Here is a 21,397-nt window from a genome sequence, read left to right as displayed (position 1 = left end):
GCAAAACATCAAGCGAAAACATCAAGCGCGTTCATATATTTGCGTCAAACAGTTGATTGAGACGGAACGAATCGACGGATATCGCCTATACGCTCCGTCCCTCAACTCACTGAATCACCACATAGTTAAGCCCATCGCCCGCGGCGACCAGCAACACTAGCTGGCGAGGCTTTGCTACCGCCAAACCCTGCAAATCACGCAGACTGCTGATGCGGCGATTGCCGATGCCCACGATCACATCGCCTGATGAAAGCCCTGCTTGCGCCGCGCGGCTGTTGGGGCTCACCGATGTCACCGCGATGCCTGCCAAGCCCTGACTCGTTTGCGCATCGTTCAGATCACTGAAGGTGACGCCAACCAGACGAGGATCGAGTTTGCCGGCATCGATCGACGCTACTTTCTCCGGCGTGAGCTGCGCATTGACGGTTCGCGTCTTGCCATCGCGCAGTACCGTCAACGCCACCGTGCTGTTCGCAGGAAGCAGACCTTCGGCATTGTTGAGCTGATCGGCGCTATCCAGCGGCGTGCCGTTGATAGCTGTCACGACATCGCCCACCTGAAGCCCCGCACGATCGGCCGCGGAGCCCGGCGTCACGCGCGTCACCACCGCACCGTTGTTGTCTTTCAACCCAAGCAGCTTGGCGATATTCGGCGTGATGTCCTGCGTCTGCGCGCCCAGGCTGCCGCGGCTGACCTTGCCGTGCGCGATCAACTGCTGCATCACATCGCTGGCGACCTTGGTCGGTATCGCAAAACCGATGCCCACATTGCCGCCCGACGGCGACAGGATCATCGAATTGATGCCGATCAGCTCGCCACGCAGATTCACCAGCGCGCCGCCGGAATTGCCCGGATTGATCGACGCATCCGTCTGAATGAAATTCTGAAAACTCGAACCGCCCAGCCCCGAACGACCTAGCGCCGACACGATGCCCGACGTCACCGTCTGCCCCAATCCAAACGGATCGCCCACGGCCACCACAAAATCGCCCACGCGCAGCGCGGACGAATCGGCAATCGGCAACGCCTGCAGATGATCGGGCGTGATCTTCACCACCGCGACATCGGTTGCCGGATCGGTGCCGATCAACGTGCCTTTGAAATTCCGCCCATCCTGCAATGTGACAGTGATGTCGTCCGCATTTCCCACCACATGGTTGTTGGTGAGGATGTAACCCTTGTCCGCATCCACGATCACGCCCGAGCCCAGGCTCTGTTCCACCTGCTCGCGCGGCGAACCGTTCAATCCGAAAAACTGACGGAACACGGGATCATCGAAGAACGGGTTGTTCACCCGTACACGCGTCTTGGTGGAGATGTTCACCACCGCCGGCGTCACTTTCTGAAGCATCGGTGCGAGCGAGGGCAGGGGCTGTCCATCCACGATCGGCGGCAGTGCAGCCGACGCGTGCATTGGTGAAGCAGCCATCAACGCGAGGCTGAAAAAAGCCGTGGAACGGCGAAGAAAGCGGTGTTGCATGAAGTCTCCTTCTCAACGATCAAAAAGGTTGGACCTGTTCGACTCGCAAGCCTCCCGCGCGGTTCCCGGAGCGCGCCTGCGCAGCGTCAATCGGGGCGCCCGCAAGTGCGACGCAGTTAGCACTTTACATCGCCCCGTCGCGGGGGTAACGTTTCCGCCCATCCGCAATCACAACATCTTGTGTACCAGCAGCGGTTGACTACCCAAGAACTGGTACCTGTGTGAATATCGTCAGGAGGGGCTGCCGCTGTTCGCGAAGTGAATGTCAGGCCGGAGATCACGCGCGGGGGCGTGAACTGGCAGACCGGGTTTCCCGGTCAACTGACGGAAGTCTCCATCTATATAAGAAACCAGCGTGGCCGTGAGGCCACATCGGGAGATCAGGAAGCCGATGAGCACCTTGCGTGCAACAAACGTAGGTCGCGATGCAGCCATTCCGCTGCAGCCCGCCTCGATGGACATCTGGGACAAGAAGTATCGTCTCCGCAGCAAAACCGGCGAGCCCGTCGACGCCACCATCGATGACAGCTGGCAGCGCGTTGCGCGCGCCCTGTCCGATGTGGAGGCCACGCCGGAACTTCGCGAAGAGTGGTTCGAACATTTTCTGTGGGCGTTGCGCCGCGGTGCGATTCCGGCCGGCCGCATTACGTCCAACGCCGGCGCGCTGGAACACAAGCCTGCTACGTCGACGATCAACTGCACCGTGTCCGGCACCATCCGCGACTCGATGGACAACATCCTCGACAAGGTGCACGAAGCCGGTCTCACGCTGAAGGCCGGTTGCGGCATCGGTTACGAGTTCAGCACGCTGCGTCCGCGCGGTGCGTATGTGTCCGGTGCGGGCGCCTACACCAGCGGCCCGCTGTCGTTCATGGATATCTACGACAAGATGTGCTTCACCGTCTCATCGGCCGGTGGACGTCGCGGTGCGCAGATGGGCACCTTCGATGTCAGCCATCCCGACGTGAAGGAATTCATCCGCGCCAAGCGCGAGAACGGCCGCCTGCGCCAGTTCAATCTCTCGCTGCTGATCACCGACGGCTTCATGCAGGCGGTGGAGTTCGATCAGGATTGGCCGCTCGTCTTCCCCGTGCACATCAAAGAAAAAGACGACGTCGACCTCAACGATCCCAGCATCGTCGTGTGGCGCGAATGGCCCACGCATGAAAACTACGTGGAGCGCGAAGACGGTCTGGTCGCCTGCAAGATCTACGGCCACATCCGCGCGCGTCACCTGTGGGACATGATCATGGTCTCGACGTACGACTACGCCGAGCCCGGGTTCATCCTCATCGACAAGGTGAACGAGATGAACAACAACTGGTGGTGCGAGCACATCCGCGCCACCAATCCCTGCGGCGAGCAACCGCTGCCGCCGTACGGCTCGTGCCTGCTCGGCTCGGTGAACCTCACCACCTTCGTGCGCGATCCGTTCGGTCCCAAGGCGCGTTTCGATTGGGACGAATATCGCGAAGTCGTGAAAATCTTCACCCGCATGCTCGACAACGTGGTGGAGATCAACGGCCTGCCGCTCGAACAGCAGCGCCACGAGATTCTTTCCAAGCGTCGTCATGGCATGGGCTTTCTCGGCCTTGGCAGCACGCTCACCATGCTGAAGATGCGCTACGGCAGCGCCGAAGCCGTTGCCTTCACCGAAGACGTCTCGCGCGAAATGGCCGTGGCCGGTTGGGAAGTCGCACTCGACCTCGCCAAAGAAAAAGGCCCGGCGCCCGTACTCGCCCAGACCTTCACCGTCACCGGCGACATGCTGCGCAAGCGCCCGGAAATGGTCGAAGACGGCTACAAGGTCGGCGATCAGATTCGCGGCAGCGTGCTGCACGCCAAATACAGCCGCTACATGCAGCGCGTCGCCAGCGTGGCGCCGAACCTGGTCGAAGAGCTGGCCACCGTTGGCGCGCGCTTCACGCATCACACCTCGATCGCGCCCACCGGCACCATTTCGCTGTCGCTCGCCAACAACGCCAGCAACGGCATCGAGCCCAGCTTTGCCCATCACTATTCGCGCAACGTCATCCGCGAAGGCCGCAAATCGAAAGAAAAGGTCGAGGTCTACAGCTTCGAGCTGCTCGCCTACCGCGCCTTGATCAACGCCGACGCCATGCCATTCGGCGACGACCCCAAGGCCAAGCTGCCGGAATATTTTGTCGCTGCCGACGACATCTCGCCCAAAGAACACGTCGACATTCAGGCCGCCTCGCAGTTGTGGGTGGATTCGTCCATCTCCAAAACCGCGAACGTGCCCACCGACTACCCCTACGAAGACTTCAAAGACATCTACTTCTACGCTTATAAACAGGGCCTCAAGGGATGCACCACGTTCCGCTTCAACCCCGCTGCATTCCAGGGCGTGCTGGTGAAAGAAGCCGATCTTGAAAACACCCTCTACCGCTTCGAATTGGAAGACGGTAGCGTTGTGGAACTGAAAGGCAACGAAGAAGTGGAGTACGACGGAGAGATGCACACCGCCGCCAATTTGTTCGATGCTTTGAAGGAAGGCTATTACGGAAAATTTTAGTGGTGGCATGTAACGCGAAATCGCGCTACGTTTCTGCTCACAGCAATCCGTATCCGTAACAGACTTATCGCAAGTTCCATAACAAACGTACCGGAGGGGAATACCCGCATGTCTATCGATACCGAGTTTGAAGTCCATCACGACGAAACTGCACCGGCTGCTCCGGCGTCGAACGAAGCGGCTCCTGCTGCTCCGAAAAAGCGTCGCAAGAAAGCCAAGAAAGCAAAAGCTGCTGCCCCTGCAAAGAAGGCCGCGAAGAAGGCAACCAAGAAAGCTGGTGCCAAGAAAGCTGTGAAGAAAACAGCCAAGAAAGCCGCCAAGAAGGCAACCCGCAAGGGCGCTGCAAAGAAAGCCAGCAAGAAAGCCGTGAAGAAGACGGCCAAGAAAGCTGCAAAGAAGGTCAGCAGCAAGAAGACGGCTAAAAAGGCCGTAAAGAAAGTGGCCAAAAAGGCCGCCGGTAAGAAAACCGCCAAGAAAGCGGTGAAGAGGTCCACTGCCAGCAAGAAGGCCGGTCGTAAGGCGACCAAGAAAACCGCCAAGAAGGCCGCCCGCAAGAAGTAAGCACTAAAAACATCCGGCCCGTAGAGCTGCGGGCCGGATGTTTTTTTTCAGCAGTCCCCCTCTCCCTCCGGGAGAGGCCGGGGCAAAAAAAGCCCCAGTAGCTAAGAACACCTCGACGCATCCATCACGCCGCACCGTGAAATGCTCGTCATCCCAGCGAAGGCTGGGATCCAGTGACTTCAGTCCGCACCCAAAGCAAAAACGCCAGACCAAAAACTTGCCCCTGGCGCGCAAACCCCCATCTATATAGATAAGCCGCACCTCGCGCACCGCCACAAAAAGAGACACCGCACATGACGATCAAGATCGAAAAAAAGATCAAGGGCTACGAGGTCGTCAAGCCCGAAGACAAAGCCGCGCCCACCGCCGCACCTGCCATCGAGCCCAAAGAGTCTCCGGTCGCCGAAGTCATCCAGATGCACGAGAGCCTGGAGCGCCCCGAGGCGCTGATCGGCTCCACCTTCAAGATCAAATCGCCGCTGTTCGAACACGCCCTGTACGTCACCATCAACGACATCGTGCTCAACGCCGGCACCAAGTACGAACAGCGCCGCCCCTTCGAGATCTTCATCAACTCGAAGAACATGGACCACTTCCAGTGGATCGTGGCGCTCACCCGCATTCTCTCCGCCGTCTTCCGTAAAGGCGGCGACGTCACCTTCATCGTGGAAGAACTCAAGGCCGTCTTCGACCCCCGCGGCGGTTACTTCAAAGCCGGCGGCGTCTACATGCCCAGCATCGTTGCCGAGATCGGCGCGGTAATCGAGCAGCACATGAAGAACATCGGCCTCATCCACGACCCGGAAATGAGCGACGGCCAACGCGCCCTCATCGCAGAAAAGCGCGCCGCCTACGAAAAATCCGCGCAAAAAAAAACTGAGTTAAGCCCCACCGACGCCGACACCAACGACTCCGCCGGCTTCCCGCCGGGTGCAACGCTGTGCGCCAAGTGCAACACGAAGGCGCTGGTGCTGATGGATGGGTGTCAGACTTGTTTGAATTGTGGCTATAGCAAGTGCGGCTAGCCGCAATGGCTTAGTGGCAAGAACCTTAAGAAAGGGCGGCAGTTATGTCGCCCTTTCTTGATTGTAACGAAAAGGTCGCCCGCTCTTGTTGACTGAGTATCTGCTCTAAGCAGCTCCGCGACATTCAAATGACCATCGACACTAAATGGTCGTATTTGATTGTTCGTTACGTTGAATTCTGACAAGGAACGTATATGGCTAAGTATATTCAATCGGACGCGAAAGACTTTGCAGCTTTGAGCCAATTTGTAACTCCCTACGAAGCTCAAGGAAGAACTGCATCTGCAGCATTGTTAATTTGGTTTTTGGAAGTGCTATTTCGTCTCGATGAAACTGAGGCGCAAGACGCTGTTTGCGATAAGAAACATGACGCCGGCGTAGATGCAATCGTGGTGTCGGACAGTAGTAAGGAAATCACGGTTTTCCAAGCCAAGCGAAAGGAAAAGATTCCTGGAACTCTTGGCGATACCGATCTAAAAAGCTTTGTTGGCGCGCTGGCGCAGTTCAAGTCGCGTTCTTCGGTTCTAAAGCTTATTGCGACAACCAAGAATGATGAGCTCAAGAAACTCCTTGAAGAAGGAGATGTCGCCGACAAGATAGGGAATGGCTACAAAATCCGACCGATATTTGTTTGCAATGTGGCGGCAAATGTGGATGCAAGTGATTATCTTGCTCAAGCCGAAGCCGCAGGTCATTTAATTGAATTGTGGGATCTGAAAAGACTTGGACCACTATTGAAACAGCTTTCCAAGGATTGGTTCCTTGATGAAGAGGTCAAGCTCAAAGTTGACGCAGACCATTTATTTTATTTTGGCGCAAAGACTTCCCCTAAACTCGTATACACAGCGATCCGCGCCCAGGAGTTAGTTAGTCTTCCAGGCATTGATGATTCACGCATATTTGCGCAAAACGTTCGTCTTGGATTGGGAAGAACGAGGGTTAACAAGGACATTATTCAGTCAGTTGTAGATAAAGGAGAGCATGAGAATTTCTTGACTTTCCATAATGGATTAACAGTGGTTGCAAAAGATATCAAGGTTCGAGGTTCGACGATCACGCTGTCGGGGTTATCCGTATGCAATGGCTGCCAATCGTTGCTGAGCTTTTATGAAAACCGAAAGGCCCTGACTCCGAAATTGGAAGTCTTGGTTCGAATAGTGAAGGTTGGCTCGGACAGAAAGCTTCCAGAAGTGATCGCGTATCGTACAAACAATCAAAATGCTATTTCGCTTAGGGATCTAAATTCGAACGACTCTGCTCAGCTTCGCTTGAAGAATGAATTTGACTCGTTGTACGGCGCTTACTCTGAGTACACAATTAAGCGTGGTGAAGTTGTGGCCACTGCCGAGCTTAAGAACGAAGATGCCGGAAGGATGATTCTTGCTCTGTACCTGGGTGAGCCAACTAGTGCGCATCAAAAGTACCGTATATTCGGTGACTTGGAAGCGAGAATATTTTCTATAGATATGAATGCGTCTCGCGTGAGATTTGCACAGTTACTGACGACAGAAATTTATTCCCTTCGTTCGAAAATTAAAGAGGAGCGCATTGGGAAATATGGGTTGACGATCTTTATATTGCTCTACTTGGTAGGATGCATTCTTAAAGAATCAGCCGCTGGCAATGAGTTTTTGAAGAATCCTTCTCCTTTTCTCTTGTCGAGCCAGAATGCAAAAGCTCCGCAGCGCAGGCTCTTGGAGTCTCTTAAGGCGATTATTGATCACGCTATAGTTGAGTTGAACTACTACGTAAAAGAACACGGTGGGGACAGCTACAATTATAAGTCCGAATTTAAGTCTCTGAAGGCTGTAGAGGCTCTGCGTAATGCGGTTGTGAAGGCTTACGAAAAAGACATTCATAACGGAAGAGCTCAGCAATTTGCTTTGCCACAATAGAGTAAAAGAAATAGAAAAGTTCTGAGTATTTTTTTCGAGGGTCGTCAAATGTCGCGCTAATATGATCAGCGCCGCTCCATCAGGAGCGTGTTGAGGAGAAGTATCATGTCAACCAACAATTTCAGCTTTCGAGCGCAGCAGTAAACGCCGGAAGGGTTATCCCTCCGAGCAGCGGGTCAAGAAGGGCGAGCGTATCGTCCACGGCAACAAGGAGTTGTTTCGAGAAACTTGGCCGCAACGATCCATGCCCCTGCGGCTCCGCGAGGTTGTTTCAAGAACTGTTGCATGCCGTCCGGTAAATTCGATGGTGCCGGGCGTCACTATTACGTGAGATAACAAAAGAGCGGCCTCGGCCGCTCTTTTTATTCGTCAGTGGCAATAGAAAGGGTCGGACAGAGTGACTTCGCTACGCTTGCTGCACGCGTCAAACTATGGGCCCGGCACCTTTAAACCATGCCGCACCAGCACACCATTTACCGCGGCCTGCATTTTTACCGTGCTGCCCATCAATCCCTGCATGAGTTCGCGTTGCGTCGACGGGTCGGCCATCAGCTGCTGAAACTTGATCATCACCGGATCTGACAGCAACACGGTCAGGTGCTGCAGTTCCGGATTGGAGAGTTTGTCGAGCGATTGGTGCATGGTCGTTTCGACTGCGCTTCCCGGACCGAACATCACGGATGTAATCGCCGAACCTGTGTCGGCTTTGACACCGGCCCAAACGTCGTCCGATACATCCGGATTTGCGGCTTTCGCGGGTGCGAGCAACGCGTCCATCATCGGCGAGTCGGGCGTGAACACCGCGCTCTTCAGGTACGCCATTTCGGCGGCACGGATGAGTGCATCTCTGGATGCATCAGCGGCAACGGCCTGCGAACCGATGCCGATGGTGCTTGCGGCGATGATCAATGCGGCAGGTATAAATGCGCGCCATCCACGTTTCAGAAAGGCACGCTGAGATATCGAAGAGCGCATAGGTTTGATGTCCCTGGTTAGGAAGACCGCGAAAATATGCACATAAATCCAGGCGCAGTGTCAGATAGCGGGCGGGAGCGCGTCAACGACCTCACGGCAGAAGGGGCCAATCCAGATGTGGCGGCGGTTTGGCCCACTTTCTGAGCGATTCAAAAGGCGCAGCGAGTCACTCCTGGGCGACACAACTCACGCACCCATTCATTGACTGGCAACCCAGCCATCCCCAATCTGCGCCAGGCGAACATGCGCTTCTTCGGCAGAGCCTGCGCTCATTTCCATCAGTGTTTCGACGCCTTTTAGCGCGAGCGTCAATGCGTGCGCATCGATGCAGGGTGAAAGTTGCAGTGCTTCGCGCATAAGTTGGACGATGCCATGCGCGCGTTCCAGCAGCAGGTATGAATCATCCAGCAGGGTGAGCGGGTTGCCGATGGGCGCGGCGTAGTAGCTGGTGTTGAGGGTGAGCCAGGCGCCGTTTGCTTTCTCGTTCATTGAAGATTCCTTTGCACGATTGAGCCTGCCGCAAGATGCGGCAACGTGCGTATGTGTTCGTAGGTCACGCCGCGTATTGCGCGCGGCGTGAAGGGCTGCAGGAAAAATCCTGCTCGTTTTGTCGGAATCAGCTGCTTCCGTTTTGACGAATGCCCACTGTGGCTCGACATCGCGCAGCGTGCGCGGCGGTGAAGTAAGGGAAATGCACCGCGGCGGGGTCACGATGACGTGCGGGTGCCGTATGATCGAGCGTAACCATGATCAACTCCTAACTAGTTGGTGGTGGCCAGCGGATCGTCTGAGCGTCAACTCGGGCGATCCGCGTTACTTCACATCAAGTCGGGCGTGTCGTGGTCATCACTGCGGATGGGCACGCCCGACTACCGCACCTTCCCATGAAGTGCAGCATGCAATCTGTCGGGGCTGATTGATTCGATGCGTTGGTCAATGCCTACGCGACGCATGCGAAAGAGCTTCGTTGGGGTTAGGAACATCATTGCCACATGTCGTCCCGTAAACGACAGCGTTCGGCTGCATGCGGACATGTCTGCGTCATATCGCGCGCGCAACCTGCGATAAGCTTGATGCGATCTCATGCGGAGGAGAGCCGGGCATGCAATCCAGTGAACCGTATAACGCACACACGCCGCCTATTCAGCGCTGGAACGGTGCCACACCCTTGGTGATGACGGGCATCGTGTTGGTGATGGTAGTCATGGATCTCATTCGCCACGGATTCCACGCGCCGCGTCATGACGAAGGCACGGCTGATCACATCGCCATACTTTTAATGTTCGGCCAGATACCCGTCGTCATCAGCTTTCTATGGTCGGGACGAAAAGAGATCAAACGCATCGCGCCAGTGTTGATCGCTCAAGTGGCGTTTTGGCTGCTGACTTACATGCTGGCGTTGCAATAACGCTTCAAACCATGCTGCGTAAACGTTTGTTTGCGCTTGCGCGCATCGACATCGCACTCCGTCGTGCTTTGCAGACATCGGTTTGTCCGTAGCCTGTCCGGACAGTGCGGACAACCGTCCGCGGACAGGATGGCTTGTCGCTAACAATACGCGTAAATGGCGCCGTTATGCGGTTTTCGAGGCACTGATGCGGTTGGCATCAGGCTTGCAATATCCATCTCGAAAGCCTCACTCATCCACTTAACGGAGAACCGCCATGAAATTCGAAACCCTGATGCTCAACAGCCTTTTCGCCGCCTGCGTTGTGCTTTGCGTGTCGACCCTGGCAGCGATGTTGGCCTAAGCGTTCGTTGTAGCGAATTGAAAAAGGAATACCCCTTCTTCAATACGCAGTCGATTTTTCTATCAGGTCAGCACGTAGTTTTTGGGTTGTGGCGCGGTTGGCAGATTGCGCTCACCCAATAGTTCCAACAACGATGTTTCGATGCCTTCGGACATGGCATCCAATGGAAGATCGTTGGGTTCGGTGCCGAAAGGTTCTTCGATTTCCGAGCTCAGCGCTTCCAGCGCGAAGAAGGTGTAGGCGATAAAGGTAATCACGACAGGCGTCATCGCCCCGATGGAATCCACCAGGCCGAAGGGAAGCAGCAGGCAATAGAGGTACACCGTGCGGTGGATGATCACGCCGTAGGTAAACGGGATGGGTGTACTGGCGATGCGTTCGCAACCGCCAAGCGCGTCGCTCAAATGTCCCATGTGCACCTGCATGGCCTGCGCTAGCGGTGCGACAAGCTGGCCTGCTAACCGCCGATCGCGCAACCATTCGTCAGCCATCAGCAAAATGGCGGAGGCTTTGTAACGCGCGCCTTTCAGCCGGGAAAGGTCGTCCTTGGAGAGCCAGCGTGCCAAGTCGGTATTCGGGTCCGTGCCGCGCAGTTGGTGGCGCAACGCATGGACAAAGGCGATGAGTCGATGGACGAACACGGTGCTATTCGAGTCCCTATCTACCAGCGTCAGCGATTGCCGTGCCAGCGACCGGGTATCGTTCAATACCTCACCCCACAACACGCGTGCCTCCCAATACCGGGCGTAGCTGGTGTTGTTGCGAAAGCCCAAAAAAATCGCCAGCGTCAAGCCGATCAGCGAGAACGGCACAAAGGTCAGCGAGACCTTCCAGACATAAACGCGGCCATGGAGAAGGGTGACCACCAGTGCAAACGCAAGCGTCAGCAGCAGCTGCGGCAAAATCATTGGCAGCACCGAGCCCCGAACGACCAGCAAAAGACGGAACCAGTTGGGGCGGGGACGGACGATCATTACGGCTTCAGGGATAAGGGATTAACGAATCGAAATTACACCATACTCGCGAGTTTGGGCGGGAAAAGGAAATCTCGCTTGCCGATGGGTGGCAACGGTCCATGATGTGTTTGATCAGCTTTGCTGTTGAAAAGTACGTCAGCGGCGGCCGGAATCTAGTACAAGTACTCTGTGCGACGTACTCGACATAAGCGATGCCGAATGCTGCGCCCGACGCGTTCGAACTGGCTTGACCCTGCTCGCAGCGAAATGGGGCCTCGGTCTTCGGGGAAGTGCTTTTCAATGGCGACGCCGGTCATCGCGCTGGTTGAGCTTGGCGGTTGTTTCAGGAGAATCACGCAGGGAATGCCTAAGAAGTGTATTCAAAGGTGTCTGGCATGTATGAGCGAATAAAGTCGTGGCTTGGCCGAGTGCCGATCGATGATCCGGTGGATCGTCGCAATGCCATCTTCATGCAACTGCTGCTCTTGTTCGAAGGCCTCCGCGTCCCGCTGAACAAGGTCTACCTGGTGGCGTTTCACTGGGCCTATCTCCAGGACCACTTTTACAACCGCGCCCGCTCCGGATCGATGACGGCCATCGCCATCGATTTTGGAACGGACCTGGCCATGACCATTACGGCATGGCTGGGGATTTACCTCATCCGCCTGGGGAAATTCAAACCCGCCGTATCGATCTACCTTGGGTCCGTCTTGTGCTCAGGGGCGATTGCATACACCGCTTTCGGTTATCAGGCCACGGATGGCAATCTGACATTCATCATGATTTTGGCGCTCAGCGGCATCATGCTGGGAAGAACGGCGCTTTGGATAACGTATGCCGGCGAGGCCATCACGCTAATCATGAGTGTTGCGCCGATCAAAGTTGCCAATGTGCTGCATTTGCCTCCCGTCGTCATCGATGCCTACGCCTTGCTGCCGATGCGAGCATTGATGAGCTACTTCCTCATCGCGGTCATTTTCGACCGAAGCATCTACGCGCTGCGACAGAGTTACAACGAGGCCAATGAAAAGCAGAAACAACTGACGCTGGAGATTGCAGCGCGCGAGCGTGCTCAGGAGCAGTTGCTGCATTCCCAGAAGATGGATGCCATGGGAAAGGTTGCCAGCGGCATCGCGCACGATATGAACAATATTTTCGGAATCATTATTGGTTTCTCTGTCGAGCGAGACCGCTTGCCGATAGACGATTCGCCGGATGATGATCTTCTCGCTGTGGCTGAGGCGATGGATGGTATTGAAAGTGCCGCGCGCCGGGGTACGTCGGTATGCCGGAAACTGCTGGCGTTCAGTCGCCACGACGTAGCGCATCTCGAGGTCTTCGACATCGTTGCCGCGTTGAAAGGCATTCTTCCGCTTATCCGGAAAGTTTTACCGCAAACCGTGCAGCTGCAGGTGCATGTGCCCGACGATGAGATTCTGGTCTACTTCGATCGCAGCCAGTTCGAACTTGCGACGATCAATTTGGCGTCCAACGCTCGCGATGCCATGCCGACTGGCGGTACGTGCACATTTTCCATCGAGAGATCGGATCATCGCGTCACTTTATCTATCCATGACACCGGCATTGGCATGCCTGATGATGTGAAGGCGAGAATCTTTGAACCGTTCTTCACGACGAAATCCGTTGGCGATGGTACGGGTCTTGGCTTGAGCGTGGTGGATGGTCTCATCCGCGGCGCGGGTGGAAGCACTGCTGTCGAAAGTGAGCTTGGTAAGGGTTCCATCATTCGCATCCGACTTCCGATCGCCGAGCCCGAGATGGTATTGGCGACACCGGCGACCTTCGAGGATGGGATGCGTTCCTACCTTTAAATGCATCCATCTTTTCATCGATGACTTGCGTGCTTGTCTTTTTTGCTGCTAGTAATTGCTCACACGGCGATGACAAACATTCGTTTTCCATAGCGTATGGTTTGTCAGGTAATCGAGGTCGTGCCGTCGCAGGGGGCTGCGGGTAAAACGCCAGGCACGGACGCTTGCGCCGTGTAACTTTAAGTGTTTGCGTGCGACATCGCGTTGAGTGAGCACTGACGCGTCCATTCGCCGCATCGTTGGTTTTCTTTGTGGGGTATCCGATTTCATGGAATACGTGTCGTGAATTTGCCGTCCAACTCGCCCGACTTGAACGAGCGTCCTGGACCGTTGTTCGTCCTGGTTCTGGAGGACGATGCAGTGCTTCGGGATAGGGTTCTGGTACCCAAGCTGCGGCAATTTGGGTTCGAGGTGGTGACGACGGGCCGTGCAGCCGAAATGCGCGAGGCCTTGGGCAAGCGATTGCCGGACATCGTCCTGCTGGATGTGGGGTTGCCCGATGGCGACGGTTTCGAACTGGCCCGGCAGCTGCGCGCTGACCACTCGCACATTGGTGTTGTCATGCTTACCGGGCATTCCGGCAGCGCGAATTTAGTGCGTGGCCTGAGCGAAGGCGCGGACGCGTATCTCTCTAAGCCGGTCGAAATCGACGTGCTTGTCGCAACGCTCTACAGTGTTGCGCGACGTTTGGGGCCTTCGGCGCAGGTCGATGGCGCAACGTGGCGTTTGAGTGCCGACGAATGGTTCCTTTTGTCGCCGGCTGGCGGCAGGGTGAAGTTGAGCAAGGCAGAGCGACGTCTTCTTGACGCTCTGATGAAGCAACCGAATGAAGTTATCTTGCGTGAGTCGTTGATAGCAGCATTGACGGACGACGTTACTGCCTTCGATCCGCATCGACTCGAATCGCTTATTCATCGTCTTCGCCGAAAAGTGCTCGCCGCTCTGGGGGAGCCGCTTCCTCTGGATGCCGTGCACGGAACGGGTTACGTACTCGCGATTTGACGTTTACACCCCTGTTTTCAACGCATTTTTCTCCGGTCCTTGTCGACGCGGACGCATATCCTTTTTGCCGTTTCCATCGTTCCGCGTCTGAAGCCCTGCTGAAATTCCGTGAGAAGTCGGTGAGGATTTAGCTGGCACCCCGTGTGTGACGAAATCAAGTCACGATGATTAAGATCACGCTACTGATGAGGACGATTTCGTCGCACGGATGATCATCAGAGGCGCCTCGAAGATTGCGACTGAAAGCATCTTCCAGGTGTTGGGGATATCCGGGACGTCTAACAGTCAACACAAATCTCCGGGGGAGACAGCGTGCTAACAAACAAATACAAGCCATGGCTTGCAGGAGCTGCTTTGATATTCGCGGCGGGTGGAGCAGGGCAGGCGTGTGCCGCCGTTGCTTCTACCGCAGGCGTATCCGCAACAGCCGCAACGGGATCAAAGAGCGCCCCGCTTATCGACGCTTCGAAGATAAGCAATAACCAGACGAGCACGCTGAAGGGTACGATCCCCGTGCGGATCGCGCACAGCGTGGACAGTGGTCGCATGGGTCAGACGGAAGTGATCCCGTCGATGACCTTGCTGCTCAAGCGCACTCCGGCACAGCAGGAACAGCTCAATCGCTATGCGGCGTCGCTGAGCTCCCCCGGATCGCCGAACTATCACAAATGGCTTACTGCCAAACAGTTGGGCGAGCAGTTCGGTCCGAGCGACCAGGACATCGCCACGGTAAAGAATTGGCTGCAATCGCAGGGATTGGGCGTCAAGTCGATTTCTGCCGACAAGATGATGATTCACTTCATGGGACCGGTGGCTGCCGTTGAGCGTGCCTTCGGTACGACGATGCATCGCTATGTCGAAAATGGCAAAACCCATTTCGCCAATGCAACCGAGCAGAAGCTGCCCGCTGCACTGACTCCCGTTGTAGCAGGTGTTGCGTCGCTTTCGGATTTCTTCCCGAAGTCGCAGGCTGTCAACGTCGGCACGGTCAAGCGCAATGCAAAGGGGCAGTGGACGTCGGCGAGTGGTCCGTCGTCGAACTTCAACTCCGTCTACAACGGCAACACGTATTACGACGTAGCGCCTGCGGACTTCAACACGATCTACAACGTCAATCCCGAGTGGAGCGAGGGTGTACGCGGTGCGGGCCAGACCGTGGTAGTGCTCGAAGACAGTGACGTGCAGAATCCGGACGTTGCGACGTTCCGTTCGACGTTCCTGCCTCCCGATGCGCAGGGTGTGTTCAGTCAAGTCAATCCCGTCTCTCCCCAGGGCGTTGCAGAGTGCGTGGATCCGGGTCGCACGGGTGACGAAGACGAGGCTGCCCTCGATGCAGAATGGGCCGGTGCTGCAGCGCCGGATGCCAACGTCGTGTTGGCTTCCTGCGCGAATAGCGGTTCGGACTTCGGTGCATTTCTTGCCGCAGAGAACCTGCTCTCCAGCGCTACACCGCCGCCCATCCTCAGCCTGAGCTACGGCGAGTGCGAGTCGGTGGCTGCGCCGGTGGGTGACGCTCTAGAGGTCTCCTATCTTTGGAATGAGGCAGCCTTTGAAGGCGTCAGCGTGTTTGTCTCGTCGGGCGACTCCGGTTCGGCGGGATGTGATCAGGACCAATCGGGCGGCGCAGTTTTCGGTCTTGAAGTTAACGGCCTTGGCAGCACGCCCTTCAATGTCTCGGTGGGCGGTACCGATTTCAACGACGCGAGTGACACCAGTAAGTATTGGCTTGCTGGAAACGGCGCACTCGGTGCAAGCGCACTGTCGTATGTCCCCGAGATGACCTGGAACGATTCCTGCGCCAGCCCGATACTGGATAAGGCGCTTGGATATTCCGATCCGCTCAGCGCGTGTAATTCGGCAGGTTTCACTACCGTCATCGGTGGTAGCGGCGGTCCGAGCTATCTGTGGGAGCAGCCAGCGTGGCAGGAAGGTATCGCTGGCATGCCGCAAACGCTGACTCGTGCACTTCCTGACGTTTCGCTGTTTGCTGCCAACGGCATGTTTGGTCATGCATTGCTTTTCTGCATGTCCGACACGACGGTGAACCCTTATGCCCAACCGTGCAACTATCTCGACCCCACCGCAGTGATTTTCAATAGCGCAGGTGGCACGTCGTTCGCTGCACCCGCCATGGCTGGCGTGCAGGCGCTGATCAATCAGTCGGACAGCACGAATCATGGCAACATCGCACCGATGCTGTATCAGTTGGCGCGCAAGCAGTATGGTATCAACGGTTCGCCGGTGAATACGTGCGGCAGCAATGGCTCGGATCCTTCGTGCGTTTTCCACGATGTCACCGTCGGTAACAACGATGAGCCGTGCCCGATCAACTCCGACGATTGCTATGCCGTTGCCAATCAAAGCGACACGCTCTATGGCTATACAACCATGGGTGTGGAGAGTGCTGGCGGCAGTCAGTCGCTCGTGCCAGCGTGGGTAACGGGCGCCGGTTACGACTATGCGACAGGTCTGGGTTCGCTCAACGTCACCAATTTGGTGAATGCGATTTCGGCGCAGGATACGCGCAGCCAGACAATTACGCGTACGTGGAACGTGATAGGTGAGAACACCAGCGGTACGGCATCCAATCCTGCTGACGTTGCCAATCCGATTACGCCGCAACAGGCAACAGACGGGCATAGCACCATCTTGATGCTTCCGCCGGCCAGCTGCCTGAGTAATGCCCAGACCTGCACACAGGGCAATGCCGAACCCATCATGGCGTGGATGAGTGGCGGTACAGTCGTGCAGGTAGCGTCTCCGCCTTGGGCATTCAATCCGGTCACCTTCCAGTTCGGGCAGCCCTTCCAGGTGGGTGACACCATCAAGTCGGTCGCCAACGATCTGTTCAGCGGTCTGCTGCAAGGCCAGGCGGTGCAGTTCAGCGACAACGCGATTACCAACACGCTTACGGTCGACGTTTACAGCTGGGGTAATTATGAATTTACCTTCCCCTACCCGGCAGGTTGGACACTGATCGGAACGGGCGTTGCCGACGGCACCAACCAATCCGAGGCCATTTTCTACAACAGCACGACGAATCAGCTTGGCTTCTGGAGCTTCAGTTGTAGCGGTACGCAGCAGGATGGTCAGCTCTACAACATCAACTGCAGCAGAACGCCGGGCAATGTCATCAATGTTGCTGCGGGATATACGCCGCACCTGGCCGATCTGAATGGTGATGGATACATCGATATCGTTTGGACCGGCACCAAGAACGACATCTACTACTGGATCAATGACGGTACGGGCAATTTCACCAAGACGTATGGTGGTACGTACCCGGCGGGTTGGGTTCTGGAAGGCGCCGGTGAAATCGCCGGAAGCGGTAGCACGGATCTGATCTGGTACAACGCATCCACAAGTCAACTTGGCTGGTGGATCATGAATGGCAACACCGTTGTTAGCACCAAGGCCGTTAGTGCGGGTGCTGGCTACACCGTGGCGTCGATCGAGGACTTCGACGGCGACGGCTTGGCCGACATCCTGTGGACGAACGCGCAAGGCAGCGCCTATATCTGGCAGGGAACCGGTGCACCGGGCGGCGGCTTCATTTCCGAACGCGTGGCCGACGGTCAAGGCAATCCCTACACGATTCCGGCTGGTTACGTCGTTCAGAAGAGCAGCCTGCAGGGTGTTGCCACCCTGTCACAAGGTTCGGGCTCCTACGGTGGCGGCGGTTCCTCCGGTGGTGGCGGCGGTGGTGGTGGCGGTGGCGGATGCGGCGGCGTGTTGTGCCCCCCGGGCGTCACGGCCTCGGTTGGCTCATCCCACGCTGGCAGTCTCAAGCGCGCCACGCTGCATTAATCGCTGTTCTTGTAAGTGCAAATGACGATAAGGGGTGGGCATAACAGCCCGCCCCTTATCATTTCCAGGGGTCGCGTTTAGTCTGTTTTAGGCGCACGTATGGATGCGCCGTAAAAATTGGCCCGTTCGGCGAAAGCGCTGCCGTTATTTTTTTGTGTCGATTTGACCTCGTTTGCTTCGTCGTATAACAAAACGGTCCGCTGAGGTCGTTTCGTCCGTTCCGACAAGAAGGCACAACGATGACATTGAAACTCTACGCGCATCCATTCTCTTCGTATTGTCAAAAGGTGCTTGTCGCGCTCTATGAAAACGGTACGCCGTTTGAATGGCGTGTGCTCAGTCACGACAATCCAGCGATGACCGCAGAATTTGCCGAGTTGTGGCCGCTTAAACGTATGCCTGTTTTAGTGGATGGCGATCGCACCGTGATGGAAGCGGTGATCATCATCGAATACCTCGGATTGACATATCCGGGGCCGGTTTCGCTGCTGCCCAAGGATCCCGGCGCTGCATTGAACGTGCGACTGATGGATCGCTTCTTCGAGAACTACATTTCCACACCGCAACAGAGAATCGTCTTCAACGCCTTGCGTCCGGAAGCGCAGCGCGATCCTTTCGGCGTCACCGATGCGCGCAAGCTGCTCGATACCGCCTATGCGTGGCTGGATAAGAGGATGAGCGGCCGCGAGTGGGCGGCGGGTGATTTCAGTCTTGCCGATTGCAGTGCGGCACCCTTTCTTTTTTATGCCGACTGGACGCATCGTATCGATCCGTCTTTCACGAATGTCATCGCATATCGAAAGCGATTACTCGCCCGCCCATCCTTTGCGCGCGCAGTGGACGAGGCGCGTCCCTATCGGCCGTTTTTTCCTCTGGGTGCACCTGACCGGGATTGATGAGGAAGCACCGACCTTGGCTAACGGATGGAGTTCTTGCTTGTAGCCGCCGGAGGGAGTTTTTACCCACACAAATAAAAAGGAGCCGACGCGAGGTCGGCCCCTTCATGCCAATCTTTTGCAGAGACTACGGTGCGCGTGAGCGCTCTATCGGCCACACGTTGAAAGCAAAAACGTACATCATGATGATGTTGACCAGCGGGATAAACAGCAACAGCGACCATGCGCCGTTGTAGCCAGCCTTGGAGACAATCTTCCAGGCGGGAATCACCGCCAGAATGCCAGCGATCAACCCAAAGAACGGGTGGAAATGCGGTTCCATACGTTGCCCCTTTGCTCTACACGGAAGGGACTTCTAGCTTACGCCAAAGCTGAGCGCGCTATTTGGGCCGTGGCCGTGACATAAAAAACGGGCCCAGCAGGCGATCAGGGGTCGCCGGCTGGGCCCGTCCGCTACAAAGTTTAAGATCGGCTGGTTCGAATCAGCAGCACATCCACTGCGATGGCGGTAGCACGCCATATTTCATGGGTATTTCATCGATCCGCGAGGCAACCCAGTCGTAGTTGTCCAGGCCTGCCTGTTCCTTGATCTGGTCGGCGCGCTGCAGGTATTCGATCCAGAAATCCATGCCGTCGTTTTCCGTCAGCAAGCGCGGCACAGAGATCGCCAGTTTGCTGAGCATGTGCTCGATCTGATCGGTTGTGGCGTACATGGCGTCACCATTCATGGGGCGGCGGGAAAACTCGGGGCTACCCGTCCATGACGTTTGAGGCGCGGATTTTTGAAATGGTTGCGTGATCCCACAGATAGACGTCTACATATGAGGGCCCGCGCCCGGGTTAGCCCCTTGTTTTACCGACGGATTACGTCAGACTGACGATTGGGGGGCTTGTTGACATGCCGGCAGCCAAGCCGATACACGTATGCAGCAGGCTAATCGGGAACCAGGGGGAAAACATGAGCGTGAACAATCCGTACGATGCACCGAAGTCCAGTGTTGAAGATGTCGTTGAGCACAGCGCCGCGCTTGAGCAGGTTGCAGGCGGGCAAAAGCTGATTATTTATTCGATTCTTTTGTACTTCGTGGGAATGGCCATGAATCGATCGTTCGCTGGCGGACTCACTTTGGTTTGCGTCCTGGCGAGTTTGGCTCTGAGCATCACCGGCATTATTCGCCTATGCAATGGCATGGGCTATTCCACGTTGAACAAAGTGTTTCTGATCATCTCGCTTTTTTTGCCGCTCGTGAATCTGATCGTGTTGGTGTCGCTGAGCATCAGAGCCACCAGCCGATTGAAAGAGGCGGGTTACAAAGTGGGTTTGCTCGGGGCAAGACGCTAAGTTTGCTGTGAGATGGTCACGAAAAAGGGCGGCTTTTCAGCCGCCCTTTTTTTGCGGGACGAAAGCGTTGACGTTATCGCAACGACGTATTGGGCGTCAGTGTTGCTACATCCACGCCCTGCACCTGCGTCATGTTCATGTTGAATTTGGACAGAGCATTCTCGCCCAGCAATAGCTCGCATTTTCCGCAAGACATGGCTTTCACATTGTCTAGTTCGATCGGCCCGACCAGCATGTGATCGATCATGACTTCCTTGGCGTCGACTTCGCGGCCATCGGCAAGCCTCGCCAGTACATGCGCGCGCACGATTTTGTACGGTGCTTTGGAGGCGACGAGGAAGTCGTCGTTGAGCAACACGTCCGTCGCGCCCGTATCCACCACAAACGCGCGCGTGCCGGATTCGCCCACGCTCACGGGTGCGTAGAACGTGCCATCGAGCTTCTCCATCCGGATGCCTTTGGCTTCATCCGATTTGGCCATGCCGTTGTGCAGGGCCGATTCGATCGCCATGCGGTCGCCGATGAAATACGGTTGCTGGCCTTTCGTGTCCAGGTATTGGTCGAACTCGGCGAGTAGGGCAAGCGCTTCGTAATTGCGCTTCTTCGTGATGAGCAGTTTGGAAAGTTTGCCGCGTACGTCCACGAGCGAAGGCACGATTTTCAGCGTCTTGTAGGACCAGTCGATGGCCTCGTCCGTGCGGCCGACTTTCGCAAGGCTATCGGCATAGTAAGCAAAGATGTCGTAGGTGCCTTCGCCCATGCTGATGTCTTTTTCGAACTGGTCGATGGCTTGCTGATCCTTGTCTTCTTCGTTCAACACAAAGCCCAGATTCGCGATGGCTTTGGTATCCGTGGGGCGAAGCTTGATGTACTGCGTCCAGTTTGCTTCCGCACAGGGCAGGTTGGCGTTGTTCGTTTGGCAGCTGACTGCCATCTTTTCGAGCTGCGATGGCGATGCATTCGGTTGCACATAGTCGGGTGTCGCGGGCGCAGCTGCCTGCGTAGCGGTCGGTGCGGACGCGGAGGGTGAATCATCCGAGCAGCTGGTGAGCAGGCAGGTGCCTGACAAGGCGATCACTGCGAGCGTCCAGCATCGAAAAGTGTGGGTACTGACCATGATGTATCCCTTCATGTTTGATCGTTGGAGTTCGGCGCAATGGCCGCCACGTAGCCGCAAAAAAGCCATCGGCTTCGCGGATGCGGGCGACGCAAGAGGAAAGGGGAGGCGACGATACTGGCGGCGGGAGAACGCGCACGGACGGTGGACATCGCCACGGCATTCTTCGCGATAAGGTTACGCACAGTCATCAGCACTCTCCCGTTGCTGGTTCGTCAGCGG

General features: G+C 56.2%; 20 protein-coding genes. 11 read left to right on the top strand and 9 right to left on the bottom strand.

Translation table 11 applies throughout. The features are described from left to right. Positions 1–106 precede the first annotated feature (106 nt). On the bottom strand, positions 107–1,480 hold the full coding sequence (locus tag EKH79_RS09240; protein ID WP_425478485.1) for a DegQ family serine endoprotease: 1,374 nt from the start codon (positions 1,478–1,480) through the stop codon (positions 107–109). A gap of 391 nt (positions 1,481–1,871) precedes the next feature. Between EKH79_RS09240 and EKH79_RS09235 the strand changes: the two genes are divergently transcribed. The 5 genes from EKH79_RS09235 (at position 1,872) to EKH79_RS19195 (ending at position 7,796) form a co-directional block, all read left to right on the top strand. Continuing rightward, positions 1,872–4,016, top strand: coding sequence for an adenosylcobalamin-dependent ribonucleoside-diphosphate reductase (locus tag EKH79_RS09235; protein WP_126673501.1), 2,145 nt, complete (start codon positions 1,872–1,874; stop codon positions 4,014–4,016). Between the two features lie 108 nt (positions 4,017–4,124). After that, positions 4,125–4,577 carry a histidine biosynthesis protein HisIE gene (locus EKH79_RS09230; protein WP_126673500.1) on the top strand — a complete coding sequence of 151 codons (453 nt, stop codon included), beginning with the start codon at positions 4,125–4,127 and terminating at the stop codon, positions 4,575–4,577. Between the two features lie 293 nt (positions 4,578–4,870). Then, a complete protein-coding gene (locus EKH79_RS09225; RefSeq protein WP_126673499.1) occupies positions 4,871–5,602 on the top strand; it encodes a TSCPD domain-containing protein in 732 nt (243 codons plus the stop codon). Between the two features lie 194 nt (positions 5,603–5,796). Beyond that, positions 5,797–7,497: an AIPR family protein gene (locus EKH79_RS09220; RefSeq protein WP_126673498.1), complete on the top strand. Its 1,701-nt coding sequence runs from the start codon at positions 5,797–5,799 to the stop codon at positions 7,495–7,497. Positions 7,498–7,655: 158 nt separating this feature from the next. Further along, complete coding sequence (locus EKH79_RS19195; protein ID WP_199754240.1) at positions 7,656–7,796, top strand: SEC-C metal-binding domain-containing protein; 141 nt, start codon at positions 7,656–7,658, stop codon at positions 7,794–7,796. A gap of 130 nt (positions 7,797–7,926) precedes the next feature. Here EKH79_RS19195 and EKH79_RS09210 read toward each other — a convergent pair whose 3' ends face one another. The 3 genes from EKH79_RS09210 to EKH79_RS19140 form a co-directional block, all read right to left on the bottom strand. Beyond that, positions 7,927–8,472 carry a hypothetical protein gene (locus tag EKH79_RS09210; RefSeq protein ID WP_126673497.1) on the bottom strand — a complete coding sequence of 182 codons (546 nt, stop codon included), beginning with the start codon at positions 8,470–8,472 and terminating at the stop codon, positions 7,927–7,929. Positions 8,473–8,670: 198 nt separating this feature from the next. After that, the gene (locus tag EKH79_RS09205) at positions 8,671–8,961 is read right to left on the bottom strand and encodes a hypothetical protein (RefSeq protein WP_126673496.1); all 291 of its coding nucleotides are present in this window, start codon (positions 8,959–8,961) and stop codon (positions 8,671–8,673) included. A gap of 127 nt (positions 8,962–9,088) precedes the next feature. Continuing rightward, positions 9,089–9,220 carry a hypothetical protein gene (locus EKH79_RS19140; RefSeq protein ID WP_267900443.1) on the bottom strand — a complete coding sequence of 44 codons (132 nt, stop codon included), beginning with the start codon at positions 9,218–9,220 and terminating at the stop codon, positions 9,089–9,091. A 354-nt stretch (positions 9,221–9,574) separates the two neighbouring features. On the opposite strand from EKH79_RS19140, the gene EKH79_RS09200 reads away from it, so the two are divergent. Then, positions 9,575–9,880, top strand: a complete 306-nt coding sequence (locus EKH79_RS09200) for a hypothetical protein (RefSeq protein WP_126673495.1) — start codon at positions 9,575–9,577, stop codon at positions 9,878–9,880. A gap of 405 nt (positions 9,881–10,285) precedes the next feature. On the opposite strand, the gene EKH79_RS09195 is transcribed toward EKH79_RS09200, so the two are convergent. Continuing rightward, entirely contained in the window at positions 10,286–11,197 is a 912-nt protein-coding gene (locus tag EKH79_RS09195) for a bestrophin family protein (RefSeq protein WP_126673494.1), read from the bottom strand. 377 nt (positions 11,198–11,574) lie between these two features. Here EKH79_RS09195 and EKH79_RS09190 point away from each other — a divergent pair, with 377 nt between their 5' ends. From EKH79_RS09190 to EKH79_RS09175, 4 genes are all read left to right on the top strand, one after another. After that, a complete protein-coding gene (locus EKH79_RS09190; RefSeq protein ID WP_126673493.1) occupies positions 11,575–13,011 on the top strand; it encodes a sensor histidine kinase in 1,437 nt (478 codons plus the stop codon). Positions 13,012–13,293: 282 nt separating this feature from the next. After that, complete coding sequence (locus tag EKH79_RS09185; protein ID WP_233590253.1) at positions 13,294–14,013, top strand: response regulator transcription factor; 720 nt, start codon at positions 13,294–13,296, stop codon at positions 14,011–14,013. 312 nt (positions 14,014–14,325) lie between these two features. Beyond that, on the top strand, positions 14,326–17,820 hold the full coding sequence (locus EKH79_RS09180; RefSeq protein ID WP_158621220.1) for a protease pro-enzyme activation domain-containing protein: 3,495 nt from the start codon (positions 14,326–14,328) through the stop codon (positions 17,818–17,820). Between the two features lie 239 nt (positions 17,821–18,059). Then, positions 18,060–18,716 (top strand): glutathione S-transferase family protein, encoded by a 657-nt coding sequence (locus EKH79_RS09175; RefSeq protein ID WP_126673491.1) that lies wholly within the window; start codon positions 18,060–18,062, stop codon positions 18,714–18,716. A 127-nt stretch (positions 18,717–18,843) separates the two neighbouring features. On the opposite strand, the gene EKH79_RS09170 is transcribed toward EKH79_RS09175, so the two are convergent. Both EKH79_RS09170 and EKH79_RS09165 read right to left on the bottom strand, forming a co-directional pair. Continuing rightward, positions 18,844–19,038: a DUF805 domain-containing protein gene (locus EKH79_RS09170; protein WP_126673490.1), complete on the bottom strand. Its 195-nt coding sequence runs from the start codon at positions 19,036–19,038 to the stop codon at positions 18,844–18,846. 160 nt (positions 19,039–19,198) lie between these two features. Next, on the bottom strand, positions 19,199–19,429 hold the full coding sequence (locus EKH79_RS09165; protein ID WP_126673489.1) for a hypothetical protein: 231 nt from the start codon (positions 19,427–19,429) through the stop codon (positions 19,199–19,201). A gap of 185 nt (positions 19,430–19,614) precedes the next feature. Between EKH79_RS09165 and EKH79_RS09160 the strand changes: the two genes are divergently transcribed. After that, entirely contained in the window at positions 19,615–20,058 is a 444-nt protein-coding gene (locus EKH79_RS09160) for a hypothetical protein (protein WP_233590252.1), read from the top strand. A 73-nt stretch (positions 20,059–20,131) separates the two neighbouring features. Here the strand turns inward: EKH79_RS09160 and EKH79_RS09155 are convergent, their stop codons facing one another. Both EKH79_RS09155 and EKH79_RS18865 read right to left on the bottom strand, forming a co-directional pair. Then, the gene (locus EKH79_RS09155; protein ID WP_158621219.1) at positions 20,132–21,175 is read right to left on the bottom strand and encodes a retropepsin-like aspartic protease; all 1,044 of its coding nucleotides are present in this window, start codon (positions 21,173–21,175) and stop codon (positions 20,132–20,134) included. Positions 21,176–21,186: 11 nt separating this feature from the next. Continuing rightward, positions 21,187–21,366, bottom strand: a complete 180-nt coding sequence (locus EKH79_RS18865; RefSeq protein ID WP_158621218.1) for a hypothetical protein — start codon at positions 21,364–21,366, stop codon at positions 21,187–21,189. Positions 21,367–21,397 lie beyond the last annotated feature (31 nt).

The sequence above is a fragment of the Dyella dinghuensis genome (assembly GCF_003977615.1).
Classification (GTDB): Bacteria; Pseudomonadota; Gammaproteobacteria; order Xanthomonadales; family Rhodanobacteraceae; genus Dyella_B; species Dyella_B dinghuensis.
Note: the sequence above shows the minus strand (reverse complement) of the source record. Positions and strands in the feature narration are given on the sequence as shown.